At 63.3% G+C, this 14,966-nt stretch carries 18 protein-coding genes; 4 read left to right on the top strand and 14 right to left on the bottom strand.

The annotated features are described in order from the left end of the window. Nucleotides 1-73 precede the first annotated feature (73 nt). From LB543_RS32920 to LB543_RS32880, 9 genes are all read right to left on the bottom strand, one after another. Nucleotides 74-631, bottom strand: coding sequence for a DUF4142 domain-containing protein (locus tag LB543_RS32920; protein WP_224617259.1), 558 nt, complete (start codon nucleotides 629-631; stop codon nucleotides 74-76). 129 nt (nucleotides 632-760) lie between these two features. Beyond that, nucleotides 761-1,759, bottom strand: coding sequence for a YihY/virulence factor BrkB family protein (locus LB543_RS32915; protein WP_224617258.1), 999 nt, complete (start codon nucleotides 1,757-1,759; stop codon nucleotides 761-763). A 144-nt stretch (nucleotides 1,760-1,903) separates the two neighbouring features. Next, a complete protein-coding gene (locus LB543_RS32910) occupies nucleotides 1,904-2,647 on the bottom strand; it encodes a DUF899 family protein (RefSeq protein ID WP_224617257.1) in 744 nt (247 codons plus the stop codon). 140 nt (nucleotides 2,648-2,787) lie between these two features. Next, complete coding sequence (locus tag LB543_RS32905; protein WP_224617256.1) at nucleotides 2,788-3,207, bottom strand: lysozyme inhibitor LprI family protein; 420 nt, start codon at nucleotides 3,205-3,207, stop codon at nucleotides 2,788-2,790. A gap of 118 nt (nucleotides 3,208-3,325) precedes the next feature. Beyond that, nucleotides 3,326-4,150, bottom strand: a complete 825-nt coding sequence (locus LB543_RS32900; protein ID WP_224598715.1) for a carbohydrate ABC transporter permease — start codon at nucleotides 4,148-4,150, stop codon at nucleotides 3,326-3,328. A gap of 1 nt (nucleotide 4,151) precedes the next feature. Further along, the gene (locus LB543_RS32895; protein WP_224617260.1) at nucleotides 4,152-5,066 is read right to left on the bottom strand and encodes a carbohydrate ABC transporter permease; all 915 of its coding nucleotides are present in this window, start codon (nucleotides 5,064-5,066) and stop codon (nucleotides 4,152-4,154) included. A 47-nt stretch (nucleotides 5,067-5,113) separates the two neighbouring features. Then, entirely contained in the window at nucleotides 5,114-6,382 is a 1,269-nt protein-coding gene (locus tag LB543_RS32890; protein ID WP_224617255.1) for an ABC transporter substrate-binding protein, read from the bottom strand. A 139-nt stretch (nucleotides 6,383-6,521) separates the two neighbouring features. After that, nucleotides 6,522-7,010, bottom strand: a complete 489-nt coding sequence (locus LB543_RS32885) for a GNAT family N-acetyltransferase (RefSeq protein WP_224598709.1) — start codon at nucleotides 7,008-7,010, stop codon at nucleotides 6,522-6,524. Nucleotides 7,011-7,015: 5 nt separating this feature from the next. After that, nucleotides 7,016-7,954: a lytic transglycosylase domain-containing protein gene (locus LB543_RS32880; protein WP_224617254.1), complete on the bottom strand. Its 939-nt coding sequence runs from the start codon at nucleotides 7,952-7,954 to the stop codon at nucleotides 7,016-7,018. Between the two features lie 183 nt (nucleotides 7,955-8,137). Between LB543_RS32880 and LB543_RS32875 the strand changes: the two genes are divergently transcribed. Continuing rightward, complete coding sequence (locus tag LB543_RS32875) at nucleotides 8,138-8,707, top strand: methylated-DNA--[protein]-cysteine S-methyltransferase (RefSeq protein WP_224617253.1); 570 nt, start codon at nucleotides 8,138-8,140, stop codon at nucleotides 8,705-8,707. A gap of 74 nt (nucleotides 8,708-8,781) precedes the next feature. On the opposite strand, the gene LB543_RS32870 is transcribed toward LB543_RS32875, so the two are convergent. Next, on the bottom strand, nucleotides 8,782-9,108 hold the full coding sequence (locus LB543_RS32870) for a hypothetical protein (protein WP_140759538.1): 327 nt from the start codon (nucleotides 9,106-9,108) through the stop codon (nucleotides 8,782-8,784). Nucleotides 9,109-9,381: 273 nt separating this feature from the next. Here LB543_RS32870 and LB543_RS32865 point away from each other — a divergent pair, with 273 nt between their 5' ends. After that, complete coding sequence (locus tag LB543_RS32865) at nucleotides 9,382-9,594, top strand: cold-shock protein (protein ID WP_015316174.1); 213 nt, start codon at nucleotides 9,382-9,384, stop codon at nucleotides 9,592-9,594. A gap of 272 nt (nucleotides 9,595-9,866) precedes the next feature. Further along, nucleotides 9,867-10,067 (top strand): hypothetical protein, encoded by a 201-nt coding sequence (locus LB543_RS32860; RefSeq protein WP_224617252.1) that lies wholly within the window; start codon nucleotides 9,867-9,869, stop codon nucleotides 10,065-10,067. Nucleotides 10,068-10,360: 293 nt separating this feature from the next. Here the strand turns inward: LB543_RS32860 and LB543_RS32850 are convergent, their stop codons facing one another. The 3 genes from LB543_RS32850 to LB543_RS32840 all read right to left on the bottom strand — a co-directional run bounded on the left by LB543_RS32850 (nucleotide 10,361) and on the right by LB543_RS32840 (nucleotide 12,791). Then, entirely contained in the window at nucleotides 10,361-10,966 is a 606-nt protein-coding gene (locus tag LB543_RS32850; RefSeq protein ID WP_224598698.1) for a glutathione S-transferase family protein, read from the bottom strand. 83 nt (nucleotides 10,967-11,049) lie between these two features. Next, nucleotides 11,050-11,904, bottom strand: coding sequence for an EAL domain-containing protein (locus LB543_RS32845; RefSeq protein WP_224617250.1), 855 nt, complete (start codon nucleotides 11,902-11,904; stop codon nucleotides 11,050-11,052). Continuing rightward, nucleotides 11,901-12,791, bottom strand: a complete 891-nt coding sequence (locus tag LB543_RS32840) for an EAL domain-containing protein (RefSeq protein WP_140759530.1) — start codon at nucleotides 12,789-12,791, stop codon at nucleotides 11,901-11,903. Before LB543_RS32840 ends, LB543_RS32845 begins: the two co-directional genes overlap by 4 nt. 216 nt (nucleotides 12,792-13,007) lie before the next feature. Here LB543_RS32840 and LB543_RS32835 point away from each other — a divergent pair, with 216 nt between their 5' ends. Beyond that, a complete protein-coding gene (locus LB543_RS32835) occupies nucleotides 13,008-14,210 on the top strand; it encodes a pyridoxal phosphate-dependent aminotransferase (RefSeq protein WP_140759527.1) in 1,203 nt (400 codons plus the stop codon). 78 nt (nucleotides 14,211-14,288) lie between these two features. Here LB543_RS32835 and LB543_RS32830 read toward each other — a convergent pair whose 3' ends face one another. Beyond that, nucleotides 14,289-14,684 carry a cupin domain-containing protein gene (locus LB543_RS32830; protein WP_140759524.1) on the bottom strand — a complete coding sequence of 132 codons (396 nt, stop codon included), beginning with the start codon at nucleotides 14,682-14,684 and terminating at the stop codon, nucleotides 14,289-14,291. Between the last annotated feature and the right edge of the window lie 282 nt (nucleotides 14,685-14,966).

Here is a 14,966-nt window from a genome sequence, read left to right as displayed (position 1 = left end):
GCTCCAGCATGAAGGTTGAATCAGAACCGCAGTGATTTGGGAATCCCACGACTCCCATAAATCTCATCCCGCTCTAATGCGCCGCGCCGAGCTCCTTCACGCGCTTCTCATGCATCTTCAGCGTCGGCAGCGTCTTCTTGGCGAATTCCTTCAGCGCGGGGTCGTCGCCCGATTTCGCGTAGGTGCTGAACAGGGCGACCGCCTGCTTGTGGGCCTCGGTCTGCATCATGATGTATTTCTGGTCGAAGTCCTTGCCCGTGGCGCCTTTCAGCTGGTCCAGCATCTGCTGGTCCTTGGGCTGCAGCGCGGGTCCGGCCGGCTTGATCGAGGCGGTGGTCTGCCCCTTGCTCAGCGCCTGCTTGAAGTCCTCGCCGGCCTTGGTGTGGTCCTTGATCATCTGGCCGGCAAAGGCCTTGACGTCCGCCGAGGCGGACTTCTGTTCGGCCAGCCTGCTCGACTGGATCTCGAATTCATTGGCGCTGGGCACGGTGCTGACAAAGGCCGGGGTGTCGACCTTGCTATCGGGCAACATGGGCGTGACCGCGTTCGAGTTGGTGCCGTTCGTCTGCGCAAAGGCGGCGGGCGCGACGGCGGTCAGCGCGACGGCGGCCACGGTCAGGAGCATTTTCATCTGGCATCTCCGATCGGAATGGTTCCCTCGGGATTCCAACGTCGCAGATGCGGCGAGGTTGCCAGCCGCGTCCCTTCTCCTCGCGCAGGAAGAAGGGGAAGCACCCTTGGATTGCAGCGTGGTCTCTCCCTACGGTCGACGAGGCCCCAGCAGAAAGGCTGTCATCGTCGCGCTCACGCACGCCATCGCCAACAACGCAACGACGCCCGAGGATCTGGACCCTCGGCGAATTGAAACAAGCTTGTCTGCAGCGGGAGCATTTTGAACCAACCCGACCAAGTCGGACCTGCTCCCATGTCGAACGGAATAGGCGCGGGTCAATTCTGCACCGAGCAGAAAGATTTCCGATGAATAATAGACCCAGAGCAGCATGACGAGCAGCCCTCCGGCCGCACCATATGAGGATGCGATCGCACTTGTGCCGATATACCAACCGATCAGCGACTTCCCCAGTGTGAACAGGGCGGCGGTTATGACAGCACCGATCCCGACATCCCGCCATTCCAAGGCACGGTCCGGCAGGACCTTGTAGATCGCGGCAAACATCACGGAGATCAGGGAAAAGGAAATCAAGGTGTTGATCGCGCTGAGGACAAATTCGCCGAACGGCAAATGAGCGCTGATTACGTTGCCCAGGGCAGAGATCGCCGCGCTCGCCACCAAAGATACCAGCAACATAAAGCCGAGGGCGGCGACTAGGCCGAGACTTGCCGCACGCGCGCGCAAGAGACGCGACAGCGAACTCCCTTTCGCTTCAACCTTCCATATTGCATTCAGGGCCTGCTGCATCTCGCCAAACACCGCAGAGGCGGTGACGAGCAAAGTGACCACGCCGATGATGGCCGCCAGGGTCCCCGATGATTTGCTGGATGCCCCTTCGAGCGCTGCCTGAAGGAGCGCCGCACTTTCTGAACCCATCAGCCCTGATATCTGAGCAGACAAAGCCACCTGTGCCGCGTCATGACCAAATGCGATGCCAACTATCGCGACGACAATTATTAGAATCGGGGCCAGCGACGTGGCGGCATAAAAGGCCATCGCCGCGCCATGACTAAGGGCATTGTCGTCGACAAAGCCAACCACGCTTTCTCGCACCAGGTCCCATAGGTTTTTAAGTGTGGATCGCACTTCGAATCCATGAAAGGGGTCGCAAGCCGTCTCCTATCAATGCAGCCGATCTTCCAATGTTCCGGCCGACTTGAGCGAGAGCTTCACCAGCAGAAAAGCCATTCCGAACCGAAACTCAGCGACTGAAGCTGAAACGCCCAGATGTCAGTGACAACAGGAATCGCCATACTGCAGCTGCTCATGCCAATCCGGCCGGCCCTCCGGGGTGAAATCCATCAGGTTCCACAGGATCTCGCAGGTGCCGATGGCGCGCGGGTCTTGGCCGGGCTCGGTCGGCGCGAAGCCGAGTTCGGACGACCAGAAATGCCTGATGCCGTCGGCATCGCGGTGGAACACCTGAAGCAGCGGGATCTGCGCGCCGTCGGCATCCTCGGCGTTGTAGTCGCGCTTGAAGCTGTTGTTAGCCGAAGACACCAGCCGCATGTTGCGCCACGCCCGATCGCGGCCGAGCGTGACGAGGTTTTCGAGCGCCGTCTTGGCGACGACGGCGAAGTTGAAGCCGGCCGCCTCGAGATGGCCGACCGCGCCGTCGAACTGGTCGAGCAGCGCCGTGCAGGACGGGCATGGCTGGTCCGGCCGCGCGAGCTTCGCCGTGCCGCCGCTGGTCGCCACGTCGCGCGTCTCCTGCGGGTGGCGCGGAAACATCATCTGATAGAGGATCAGCGTATCCTTGCCGGGCGCGAACAGCTCCGACAGTTTTATCTCTGCGGTCTTGCCGGAGATATCCAGCGCCTCGAACACATAATCCTGCGGCACCGGCCCGCCCGGGGGCAGCGTGCGCCGCGCCTCGGCCACTGCTTCCATGGCGCGGCGCAGCTCGATTTCCTTCTTCAGCAGCTTTTCGCGTGCGGTGCGGTATCTGGCGGATTCGTTGGGAAAGGTGATCATGGTCGGCTCCTTCAGTCGTCGCGCCGGCGTCCCGGCGCGGATGCTCTGCGACCCAAGGACGTTTCACCGCGGTCGGTTCCGACATTTTTCGCACCCGGCGCGCCGATCACGAGCCGGGCTTCGAAAGGAGCGGATGAAGGCTATTGCGCCGTTGGCACCGGGCAGTTCAATTCGCCTTCGGGGCAATTGAGATAGGTCTGGAAATCCTTCAGCCGGCCATTGGTGAGCGACGTCTGGCAATTGGCGACGACCATCGGATAGACGGTGCCCGCCGTGTCGATCGGGCCGCCCTGGAACTTGCATTCAGCGTCGCGGAAAGCGACCCAGGCGCGCTGCGCATCGACCAGCAATTTCCTGGACGCCGCATTGTCCTTCAGCCGGTCCATGATCTGCTTGTAGGCATCGTTGAGCTTCTTGTCGGCCGCGCCGAAATCCTTGCCGGCGCACTGGTTCATTGTCGCCTGGTCCTGCGCATTGGCGCAGTCGGCGGCGCGCGCGGTGCCTACGAAGTGCGGGGCGGCAAGGATCAGCGTGGCAAGGCTGGAGAGCAGAAGCCGCATGATGTTTCCTCCGGTTTCAACAAGCCCCTGCGGAGACGAAGCTTAGCGGCCGGCTGCATGCTGGCAAGATGTCGCCTGCCGCCTTGGTGGACAGTTTGTTTATCCGAAGCGAAGCCCATCACCCCTTGACCCCGCCGGCGGTGAGGCCGGAGACGATCTTGCGCTGGAAGATCAGCACCAGCACCACCAGCGGCACCGTGACGATCACCGAGGCGGCCATGATGTTGCCCCACGGAATCTCGAACTGCGAATTGCCCGAAAGCAGCGCGATTGCCACCGGCACGGTCCGCCGCGCGTCGTTGGAGGTGAAGGTCAGCGCGAACAGGAATTCGTTCCACGCGCCGATGAAGGCCAGCAGTCCGGTGGTCGCCAGCGCCGGCCACATCAGCGGCAGGAAGATGCGGGTGATGATGATCCACGGCGTCGCGCCATCGAGGATCGCCGCCTCCTCGACCTCGACCGGCAGGTCGCGCACGAACGCGGTGAGCACCCAGACGGTGAACGGCAGCGTGAAGATCATGTAGGAGAAGATCAGCGCGAAGAGCGAATTGTAGAGGCCGAACATCCGCACCAGCTCGAACAGTCCGGCCAGCACCGCCACTTGTGGGAACATCGAGACCGACAGGATGGCGAACAGCAATGCCGAGCGGCCGCGAAAACGGATGCGCGCCAGCGCGTAGGCGGCGGTGACGCCAAGGAACAGCGAGAGCGCCACCACCGCGCCCGAGACGACCAGCGAATTCAGGAGGTTGCGCGCGAAGGCGCCTTCGGCCAGCACGTTGCGATAATTGCCGAGGCTGGGCGCCTTCGGCCACGGATCGGCCTGGAACAGCTCGGTCCCCGATTTCAGGCTGGTGACGATGGCGTAGTAGAACGGGAACACCGCGATGAGCACGATTGCCCCGACCAGCAGATAGAAGGCCGTGCGCTTCAGGAGCCACATCTCAACGGCCTCCTTCCAGGCTTAGCCGGCCGATGCGGATGGTGAGCATGGTGAGCAGAGCGAGAATGAGGAAGAGCAGGGTCGAGGCGGCCGAGCCATAGGCGAACTTGTCGAACTCGAACAGGTTCTCGCGGGCGAACACCGACATCGACTTGGTGTGCGCGTTGTTGGGCGTCAGCACGTAGATCAGGTCGAAGATGCGCAGCGCATCGAGCGCCCGGAAGATCACCGCCACCATCACCGCCGGGCGGATCAGCGGCAAGGTCACGCGCCAGAAGATCTGCCAGGGACTGGCGCCGTCGAGCTTGGCGACCTCGATGATCTCGCGCGGCAGCATCTGCAGCGCGGCCAGGATCAGTAGCGCCATGAACGGCGTCGTCTTCCAGATGTCGACGATCAGCACGGCCGCCATCGCCGTGTCGGCGCTGGCGGTCCAGGCGATCTTGTGGTCGATCAGCCCCAGGTTGATCAGCACGACATTGATGATGCCGAACTGGTCGTTCAGCATCCACTGCCACATCTTGGCCGAGACGATGGTCGGGATCGCCCAGGGGATGAGGATCGCCGCCCTGACGATGCCGCGGCCCGGGAATTCGGCGTTGAGCACCAGGGCGACGACCATGCCGAGGATCGTCTCGCATGTCACCGAAACCACCGCGAACCGTATGGTGTTCCACACGGCGCCCCACCAGGCCGGGTCGAGAAGCAGCCCGTCATAGATGATCCTGCCGCTCGGCATGCGCAGCACCGAGACATAGTTGGCGAAGCCGACCCATTGGCGGGCGTCGAGGTCGGACAGCGAGGCGTCGGTGAAGCTGAAATAGACCGTGCGCGCAAGCGGCCAGCCGGCAGCGGCGGCGAGCACCAGAAGCATCGGCGCCAGGAACAGCCATGCCGAGCGCACACGCTGGCGCATCAGCCGCGAGCCCGGGCGCAGGTCGGCGGCGTCAGCCGGTTGCGCGCTCACCAGCCCTTGCCCTTCAGCCTGGTGAGCGTTGCTTCGAGGTCGGCCAGATTGTCGGCGGCGCTGCCCTCGCCGGACAAGGTCTTGTGCACGGCGTTCCAGAACTGGCTCGACGCCTCGTTGTACTTGTTCCGGGTCACCGCCGAGGGCCGTAGCTCGGCATTGAGGAAGACCTCCTTCCAGTGCGGAATGATCGGCTGTTGCCGGGCGATGTCGGCATCGTCATAGAGCGCCTGGATGGTCGGCAGGTTGGCGGTCTTGAGCGTGCGGTATTTCTGCATTGCGGGCGAGGCGATGAACTTGACCAGTTCGATCGCCGCATCCGGGTGCTTGGAATATTTCGAGACCGCAAGGTTCCAGCCGCCCAGCGTTGCCGCCGGCCGGGCGCCCTCGCCCGTGCCGGCCGGCAGCGGCGCGACGTCGAACTTGCCCTTGATCGGCGACCCCTGGCTGTTGCCCAGCGCATAGGCATAGGGCCAGTTGCGCATGAAGACGGCATTGCCGGTCTGCCACACGCCGCGCGATTCCTCTTCCTGGTAGGCGAGCACGCCGGGCGGCGCGATGGTGCCGATCCAGGCCTTGGCCATGTCGAGCGCGGCCGCCGCCCGGGCGTTGTTGATGGAAATAGTGCCATCCGGCTCGACGATATGGCCGCCGCCGTTCGAGACCACCCATTCGAACGCGTCGCAGGTCAGCCCTTCATAGGCGTTGCCCTGGAAGACGAAGCCCCAGATATCCCTGTTGCCCGCGGCCCGCTCCTTGTCCATCACCAGCCGGGCTGTGTCGCCCAGCTCCTTCCAGGTGGCCGGGACCTTGGCGCCGTATTTGTCGAGCAGATCCTTGCGGTAGTAGAGCGCCGGCGCATCGGTGAAGATCGGCAGCGCCACCAGCCTGCCGTCGACCGTCTGCGACTGGATGATCGACGGGAAATGCTTGGCCACGACATCCCTGGTCGCCGCGGTCAGGTCGACGAACTGGCTGGCGAGTTGCGGCGCCCAGATGACGTCGGTCTGGTAGATGTCGACGTCGCTGTTGCCCGCGGCGAGCCACAACCTGTACTGACCGAACTGATCGGTCCCGGATGACGGCATGGCGACGATGGTGACCTTGTCGCCGCTCTCTTTCTCATAGCGGTCGAGGATCTCGCGCAGCACCTTGAGGCCGTTGCCGGTGTCACCCGACACGATCGACAGCTCGACCGCGCTCGCCTGACCCGCCGCGAGCACGACAGCTACGCTCAACGCCAGCAATGCGTGGAAAACCTTCATCGCGGTGGATCTCCCTTGGCCGGCGGCGCACAGCCTCGACAGCCGGTCAGACCCCACCGTTCATTGAATGCGGAGCCGCGCTTTGGGTTCCCGAACAGCCATCTCCGGTGGCGATGACGGCACCGATCGACGTCGCCAGTCAGCCTTCCCAGGCGACGGGCCTCATGCCCAGCCGCTCGTAGAGCCGCACGGCGGCGGCGTTCTCGAGCGTATTGGTCTTGAGGTCGACATGGGTGGCACCCCGGTCGCGGAAAATGGCGAAGGCGTGCCACATCAGCGCCTCGCCAACGCCCTTGCCGCGCGCCTCTGGATGAACGGCCAGATCCTTGACGAACGCCGAGGTCCAGCACAGTGCCGCCGCTGCCAGCCGGCCCTTGGCGTCGATGACGAGGAAACACAGCGCCGGGTCGAATTCGGGGTCTTCGGAAATGCGCGGCCACCATTCGTCGAAAGGGCCGTCGGTGCCATCGTCGAACACTTCGCCCAGCAACGCATGCAGGGGCAGCGCGTCGCCGCGCTCAAACAAGCGCATGACGAAGCCGTCCGGCCAGTGCGGTGGAACGAGCGTCTCGTCGAGGATCTTGCGCAGCCGGATGTCGTTTGGAGCCGGCGGACGCGGTTCGGGCATCGCGCTCAGGCGTCGGGCTGAAGACGCCCGCGCTTGCGGTCGACACCGAGGCCGGTCGCCTCGAGCAGGCCCTTGCGCTTGGCGTCGAAATAATAGCCGGTCTGGTAGAGCCAGTCGGCCTTCTTGGCGTTGCCGTTCGACACCAGCCAGGCGCCACGCAGATATTTGACTGCGTATTTGAGGTTGGTCTCGGCGTCGAACAGGCCCTTGGCCGGCCCGTCATAGCCCATGCCGCGCGCCGTCGCGTGCTTGATCTGCATCAGCCCCCAATGGCCGTTGTTGTAGGCCTTGGGATTGTAGGTGCTTTCGCGGTTGACGACATGGCGCACCAGATCCACCGGCACCTGGTAGAAGGCGGCGTATTTGACGATCAGTCGGTCGACGTCGCCGCGCATGCCGGTCGCATGCTGTTCTTCTGCCGGCTCCACCGGCGCCGACGGGAACTGCACCAGGGCAGCCGGGTTCTGCGGCACGACGTAAGCCACCTGCTGCACGCCGGGCATTTTCTGGCCGCCCTTGGCAACCGCCGGCACGATGAGCCCGGCGGTCGTATAGGTCGCCGCCGACTGGATCGGCTGGCCGGCTTTCGCCGGGGCCGGCGCCTGCCAGGCATTGGCGGTCATCACGGCGGGCACGGCCGGCGCCGCGGGTGTTGTCCCGGCAAAGGCGGCGGTTGCCGCGGCCGGCTGGACCGCGGGATCGAGCGCCGGGGTGGCCGCGCCGGGGGTCAACTCAGCCGTCTGGACGGGCGCGATTCCGGAGGATTGCGGCAGCACCGAAACCGTCTCCGGCAGCGGCAGGGTGAAGCCGGCATCGCTGCCTGCCGTGGTCGCGGTTTCGGTGAGCGACGGCGCGGCTTTCATCTGCGAGGTCGAGGTGCAGCCGCTGATGCCGGCAGCCGCCATGATCACGCCGATGGCGATAAGGGTTTGTTTTGCTGGCAAGCCGCGTTCGGAGTCCGGTTTGTCGGGGTCGTTAAGATTTCCCTTACACCAGCGATTCTTGGGTAGCAATCGGGGCCATCTGGCGGTTTTCGGGTGGCGGGACGCAGGCAGCGATGCCATATTGTTCCTGATATGTACCGGCGGGAATCCCGGATTCCGCCGCTTTGCGGAAAGGAGCGCATCATGGAAACGACATCTTCGATCACAGCCGGCCACGCAGTGTTAGAAACAGTGATCGGTTTCATGGGCATCGCCTGGAGCGAAAAGGGCCTGATCCGGCTCTGCCTGCCCGAACGCAGCCGCGAAGCGGTGGAGCGGCGGCTGATGCGCCATGCCGGCGTTTCCGCCTCCACGGCCCAGCCGTCATGGGTGGTCGAGTTGATCGCCTCGATCAAGGCCTATGCCGCGGGCGAGGACGTCGATTTCACCGGCTTTCCCGTCGATCTCGACGGCATCGACGATTTCCGCCTCGCCATCTACCACGCGGCACGAAAACTGAGCTATGGCGAAACCACCACCTATGGCGAACTCGCCAAGCGCGCCGGCCATGCCGGCCTGCCGCGCGAAACCGGTGCGGCCCTTGGCGCCAATCCGGTGCCGCTGGTCATCCCGTGCCACCGCATCCTTGCCGCCGGCGGCAAGATCGGCGGCTTCTCGGCGCCCGGAGGCTCGGTCACCAAGGAAAAGATGCTGGCCATGGAAGGCGTGCGCGTCGGCCCGCCGCCGCCAGCGCAGGTGTCCTTCGGCTTTTGAGAGCAGTTCCAGGAACCGTTCCCGGATGTGTCGAGTTTCAGGTCGGGCCGGCATCACCTGAATATCGGCACGCCCTAATGGCGCCGGATGAACCTATGCCTGAAACGCTCATTGTCCGGCCGCTTGCAGATATAGACCGGGCAGGACCTGGTGTCGGCGCTCGGCACATAGGCGCGCGTCCTCACCTCGCCCATGGTGCAGAACTGCTGGCTCTGCACATAGCGGTCGTAGAGCGGCAGCCCCGGCACCCGCGTCGACTGATAGCGCAGGATGACCGCACCTTGACCCGCGATCGTCGACTGGACCTTGCCGCAACTCATGCGCGTCGGGTCGTAGCGCGAGATCGCCTGCGCCTGGGCGGCCACCAGCGTGAGGCAGGCGGCAAGCAGGATGGTTTTCATGGTCCTCTCCCCTCGATCCGCCGCCCGAGGACGGCGGATCTCGCGTCACGGTTTCACCAGATTGGGGCGGCCGTTGGGCGGCTTAGATCACGGCTTTTTCACGCAGTCTTGTTTTTTGTGCGAAAGCAGCCTATATCAGCCCCATTGATATTTCGGCCGATCGATCCGGGCCTCGCGATCTTCGCGTTTGCTGACGTCTATCTCCAAAATCTCGATGCACACCGGCTGGACCTCGGTCCGGTCATACCAAAGCAAATGTGAAGGACTATTTTTATGGCAACTGGAACGGTCAAGTGGTTCAACGCCACCAAGGGCTTCGGCTTCATCCAGCCTGACAGCGGCGGCGCGGACGTTTTCGTCCACATCTCGGCTGTCGAGCGCGCTGGACTGTCGACCCTGGTCGAAGGCCAGAAGATCAACTTCGAGATCGAGCAGGACCGCCGCACTGGCAAGTCGTCCGCTGGTTCTCTGAGCAAGGCAGCCTGATTTTGAAAATGGCGCGCGCCGGACGAGAGTTCGGGGCGCGCGGCAAGTCACGGATGTACTGACGGTCGCGCGAGAAGCGCGCCGGAGTGGAAAGACCCGACAAGCTGGAACAGCGGATAGCTGCCAGCCCGGACCGGACGCTCCCGATCAGGCTACCGAAATGGGAAGGCGGGATTCATCCCGCCTTTTTATTTGTCTGGATTTTGTACGTCTAGGTCGCGCCCTACGGGCCGGCGGTGGCACTATAGGGCCAATGGTGGTACCATTCCGTCATGACGAAGCTTGAGCAAATCGAAAAGTCCATCACTGAACTCAGCCCAGAAGAACTGAAGGCGTTTGCCGCCTGGTTCGAGGCGCTGCAGGCGGACATGTGGGATCGGCAGATTGAAGCCGATGTCAAGGCAGGCAGACTGGACAAATTGGTGGCCGAGGCTCGCGCTGAGATTGCCGCCGGTAAATTGCGCGACCTGTGAGACATCGCGCCACGGCAAGTTTTTGGACGAGGTATCAGTCCTTGCCGAAATCGGCTCGCCGTTTAGCCGACAAGAGCTTTACATTTTTGAGGGAAAACCCACGTCATCCCTCCCTTCATTTCAAGAAAGTTGGTGAGCTTTGGTCGGCCAGAATAGATAGCAACTACCGTGCCTTGGCTCTAGAAAGTGCTGACGGCTATAACTGGATATGGATCGGCAGCCACGCAGAATACGACCGCCTTATCAAATAGCACACAGACCCCAACGCACAATTCGTAACGACCGAGACAGATCTACCCCACCCACCCGATCGGCACATGCCCCGGGTCCGCCTCCACGCGGCCGAGCCAGGCGACCACCGCGGGATAGGCGTCGAGTTGGAAGCCGCCCTGCTCCGCCGTGTGCGTGTAAGCATATAGCGCGATGTCGGCGATGCTGAACGCACCGGCGAAGAAGTCGTTGTTTTCCAGATATTTGTTCATGACGCCAAGCGCCTTGTTGCCGCGCTCCAGCGTCGCCGCCAGCCGCTCGGGCGTGGCATCCGCGGCGCGTTCGGGAAAGGTCAGCAGCGCCTTGCGCACGGCGATATAGGGCTCGTGGCTGTACTGCTCGAAGAACAGCCACTGGTAGGCGAGCCCGCGCTCGTATCTGTCCGCCGGCAGCAGGCGCGTGCCTTCGGCGAGATAGAGCAGAATGGCGTTGGATTCTGCCAGCCGCCGGCCGTCGTCCAGTTCCAGCAGCGGCACCATGGCGTTGGGGTTCTTGGCTACGAAATCGGCCTTGCGCGTATCGCCGGTGTGCGAACTCACCTCGACAGTGGTGAAGGCGAGGCCGAGCTTGGCCATCAGCAGCCGCGGCTTGTAGCAATTGCCGCTGTCGATCATGCTGTAAAGTATCATTGTGGTTCCCCGGAGCGCTGCTTCTGCGGGCGGATTATCGCAGCGGCGCCATCCTCAACCAGTGATTTCTTTTGGCGCGACCATCAACGCCGCTTATGCAACGGCACGACCTTGTTGTCGAAGCCCAGCAGCGCATCGACCGCAAGCGGCTCTTCATTGAAGATGGTGCCGGTAAGCGCCGGACGCCCGAGAAGAAAACCCTGCAGCAAATCGACCCCGCCTTCGAGCGCGACACGCAGGTGGGTGGGCTGCTCGATCCCCTCGACCAGCACCTTGGCGCCGCGATCGTGCAGGCTGGACACCAGTGGGCGGAAGAAGCGTTCCGCGGCGGCGTGGCGGCAGAATTCCGCGAACCAGCCGCCATCGATCTTGACGATGTCGGGCTGGAGCAGGCTCACCCGCTCCACGGTCGAATGGCCGGTCCCGAAATCGTCGATGGCGATGCGGATGCCGTCGCGCCGCATTTCACGCACCAACCTTGCCAGCAGCGCATCGTCCGCCGCCTGTTCGGTGATTTCACAGACCAGCATGGCGGGCGCCAGGCCGAGCTCGTCGAGATGCCGGCTCATCAGCCGTATCTCGGCCAGCGCCCGTCCAGCATGGTTGTTGACCAGCGGATTGTAGTTGAAGAACAGGTCGAGCCCGTCGACCCCGATGTTGTGGAAATTCCTGAGATGCAGCACGCGGCACATGGTTTCGACGAACAGCCGGTCCGAGGCCGCGACGCTGTCGAAGAACATCCGCGGCGATCCCGGCCGGCCGGCGCGGTGCTGCTCGATCAGGCCTTCGACGGCCACCGGGTGCAAGCTGCCGCCGAGCGGGGCGTAGATCGGCTGGTAGGCGCTGCGCAGGCGGAAGTCGCCGTGGACGCCGTATTCGATGCCGATCTCGTCGACGAAGATCGCATCGTCAATGGTGCGTCGCCGCTCGACACTCATGGCGCGATCCTGCGCCCAAACGCCTTTGCAGGTCGCCCCGTGCGCGGCGCAACGGCGGCGGCAGCATGGCTTGCGGCGGGGGCAGGTTCCGGACTGCCCTTTGCGAAAACACGGAAACTTGTCGGCGCCAGTTCGGGACGGGCCAGCACGTACCCCTGGACCATCGAGGCGCCCGATCTCTCGGCCAGCTCCAATTGCCAGCCTTCCTCGATACCCTCGAACACGGTGCGGACGCCCTGGTCCTCGAAGCTCCTGACCATGGATGTCAGCAGCGCGAAACCAGCACCCGATTCCATCAATTGGGTGATCCAGTGCGCATCGAACTTGACGATGTCTGGGCTCAGCTCCTTGACGCGGGTGATGTCGGAATCGTCGGCGCCATAGTCGTCGACGGCGATCCGGAAGCCGTTGGCTCTGAGCGCGGCGACGAAGCCGTGCAGGGTTTCCTGCGATGCCGATCTCTGTTCCGTCACCTCGCACACGACGCGGCCCGGATCGATACCGGCCTCGTGCAGCACGAGCCGCATGTCACGCAAGGCGTTGTCGACGATCGATCGCTCGGTGAAGACCGAGGGATCGAAATTGACGAAGACCGATGCCTCCCGCGGCAGGCAGGCGCCGGCATTGAGCAGATGCAGTGTCCTGGTCAGCGCTTCGACGTGCAGGCGGTCGGCCGCCGGACATGTCGAGAAGAAGGTCATCGGCGATTGCGGCTCGCCGTCGCGAAACGGGCGGATCAGCCCTTCGAAGGCGGTGACCGACAGCTTGCCCTCGTTGAAGGCAAAGATCGGCTGGAAGGCACTTTGCAGCGTATAAATGCCCCAGACACCGCTCGAGGTGCCGTCATCATGACGGATGATATGGGCAAGTCCGATGCTGCGTGACAAGGGTTCCTCGCTCCGCGACTGGGCGGAATTGGATTTCGATCCTGCCACGCAAGCCTCTACCGCCCGTTAACGAACTTTCTTTTGTCGATCACGCCTCATTGACCACGCTGTCCCACCTGGCCCAGCCGACAAGGCTTGCACTGACGGGAATGTTGCGACATGAGAAGCGCCGCGGCCGCTCCTGGCCGCGCCGATCCTTTGGAGAGACAAAAGGTCATGGCCTTTCTTGCCGACACCCTTTCCCGCGTTAAGCCTTCCGCCACCATCGCGGTGACGCAGAAAGCCCGCGAGCTGAAAAATGCCGGCCGTGACATTATCGGCCTTGGCGCCGGCGAACCGGATTTCGATACGCCCGACAACATCAAGAATGCGGCGATCGAGGCCATTCGCCGTGGCGAGACCAAATACCCGCCGGTTTCGGGCATCGCGCCGCTGCGCGAGGCGATCGCGAAGAAGTTCAAGCGCGAGAACAATCTCGACTACAAGCCCGAGCAGACCATCGTCGGCACCGGCGGCAAGCAGATCCTGTTCAACGCCTTCATGGCGACACTGAATCCCGGCGACGAGGTCATCATCCCCCGCCCCTACTGGGTCAGCTATCCCGAAATGGTGGCGATCTGCGGCGGCACGTCTGTGTTTGCCGACACCTCGATCGACAACGGCTTCAAGCTGACCCCGGCGGTTCTGGAAAAGGCGATCACGCCGAAGACCAAATGGCTCTTGATGAACTCGCCGTCGAACCCCTCGGGCGCGGCCTACACGCAAGGCGAACTGCGGGCGCTGGCCGACGTGCTGTTGAAGCATCCGCAGGTCTGGACGCTGACCGACGACATGTACGAGCATCTCACCTATGGCGACTTCGTCTTCAAGACCATCGCCGAGGTCGAGCCCCAACTCTACGAGCGCACGCTGACCATGAACGGCGTGTCGAAGGCCTATGCCATGACCGGCTGGCGCATCGGCTATGCCGCGGGTCCCGTCCAGCTGATCAAGGCGATGGACATGATCCAGGGCCAGCAGACCTCGGGCGCCTGCACCATCGCGCAATGGGCTTCCGTCGAGGCGCTCAACGGCCCGCAGGACTTCATCGCCAGGAACAAGGCGATCTTTCAAGGCAGGCGCGACCTCGTCGTCTCGATGCTCAACCAGGCGCGCGGCATCACCTGCCCGTCGCCGGAAGGCGCCTTCTATGTCTATCCATCCTGCGCCCAGCTGATCGGCAGGAAGACCAAGGCCGGCAAGGTGATCGACACCGACGAGACCTTCTGCTCGGAACTGCTCGAGGCCGAGGGCGTCGCGGTGGTGTTCGGCTCGGCCTTCGGCCTCGGACCCAACTTCCGCATCTCCTACGCCACCTCGGAGACACTTTTGGAGGAAGCCTGCACCCGCATCCAGCGCTTTACGGCATCGCTGACCTGATCAGCCAAGTCCGAAACGAAACCCGGCGTCACCGCTGTCAGGCGTTACCGCCGGGTTTTGTCAATCCAGGCTCGGCATTCAGCCGCCATATTGCGCCGGCGTCACCGCTTCGAGCCACTCGGCATGGATGCCGTCGAGCGCCTCCTGCATGGCGATATGCGTCATCGCCGTTTTCGATCCGGCACCGTGCCAGTGCTTCTCGCCGGGTGCGAACGAAATGGTGTCGCCGGCCCTGATCTCCTGGACCGGGCCGCCCCATGTCTGGGCCAGTCCGGCGCCGGAGGTGACATACAGCGTCTGGCCGAGCGGATGCGTGTGCCAATGGGTGCGCGCGCCCGGCTCGAAGCTGACCAGCGTGGCCCTGAGCCGGGCCGGCGCCTCCGTCTCGATGATCGGCGTCTGCAGAACCCGACCGGTGAAGTATTTGTCCGGCGCTATGATGGTCGGCACGCTGCCGCAAGCAATGATCTTCATCGTCTGTCCCTGGAACCGCCAGCAGCCAGCGAGACGCCGGCCCGTTTGAATGAACTGCATTCTCGGCCCGGATTGACCTGGACGCAACCGGCCCTTGTCATCTCGCTTTGACGAAGGCCTGATCTTTCTCTTAACCATGAACCTCGCGCGCTCGGGACGCAGCTCGAAATGCCGGCGAATTCAATGTCTTCTTAACGGCTGCCCACTAGGACGTAGTGACGATTTAACGGGTTGGGATTCCCAAGGAAGCGCAAATCAGATTCAACGCTGATTTTTGGAGGT

The sequence above is a fragment of the Mesorhizobium sp. ESP7-2 genome, from assembly GCF_020164715.1.
GTDB lineage: Bacteria > Pseudomonadota > Alphaproteobacteria > Rhizobiales > Rhizobiaceae > Mesorhizobium.
This window is presented reverse-complemented; position numbering and strand designations above follow the sequence as displayed.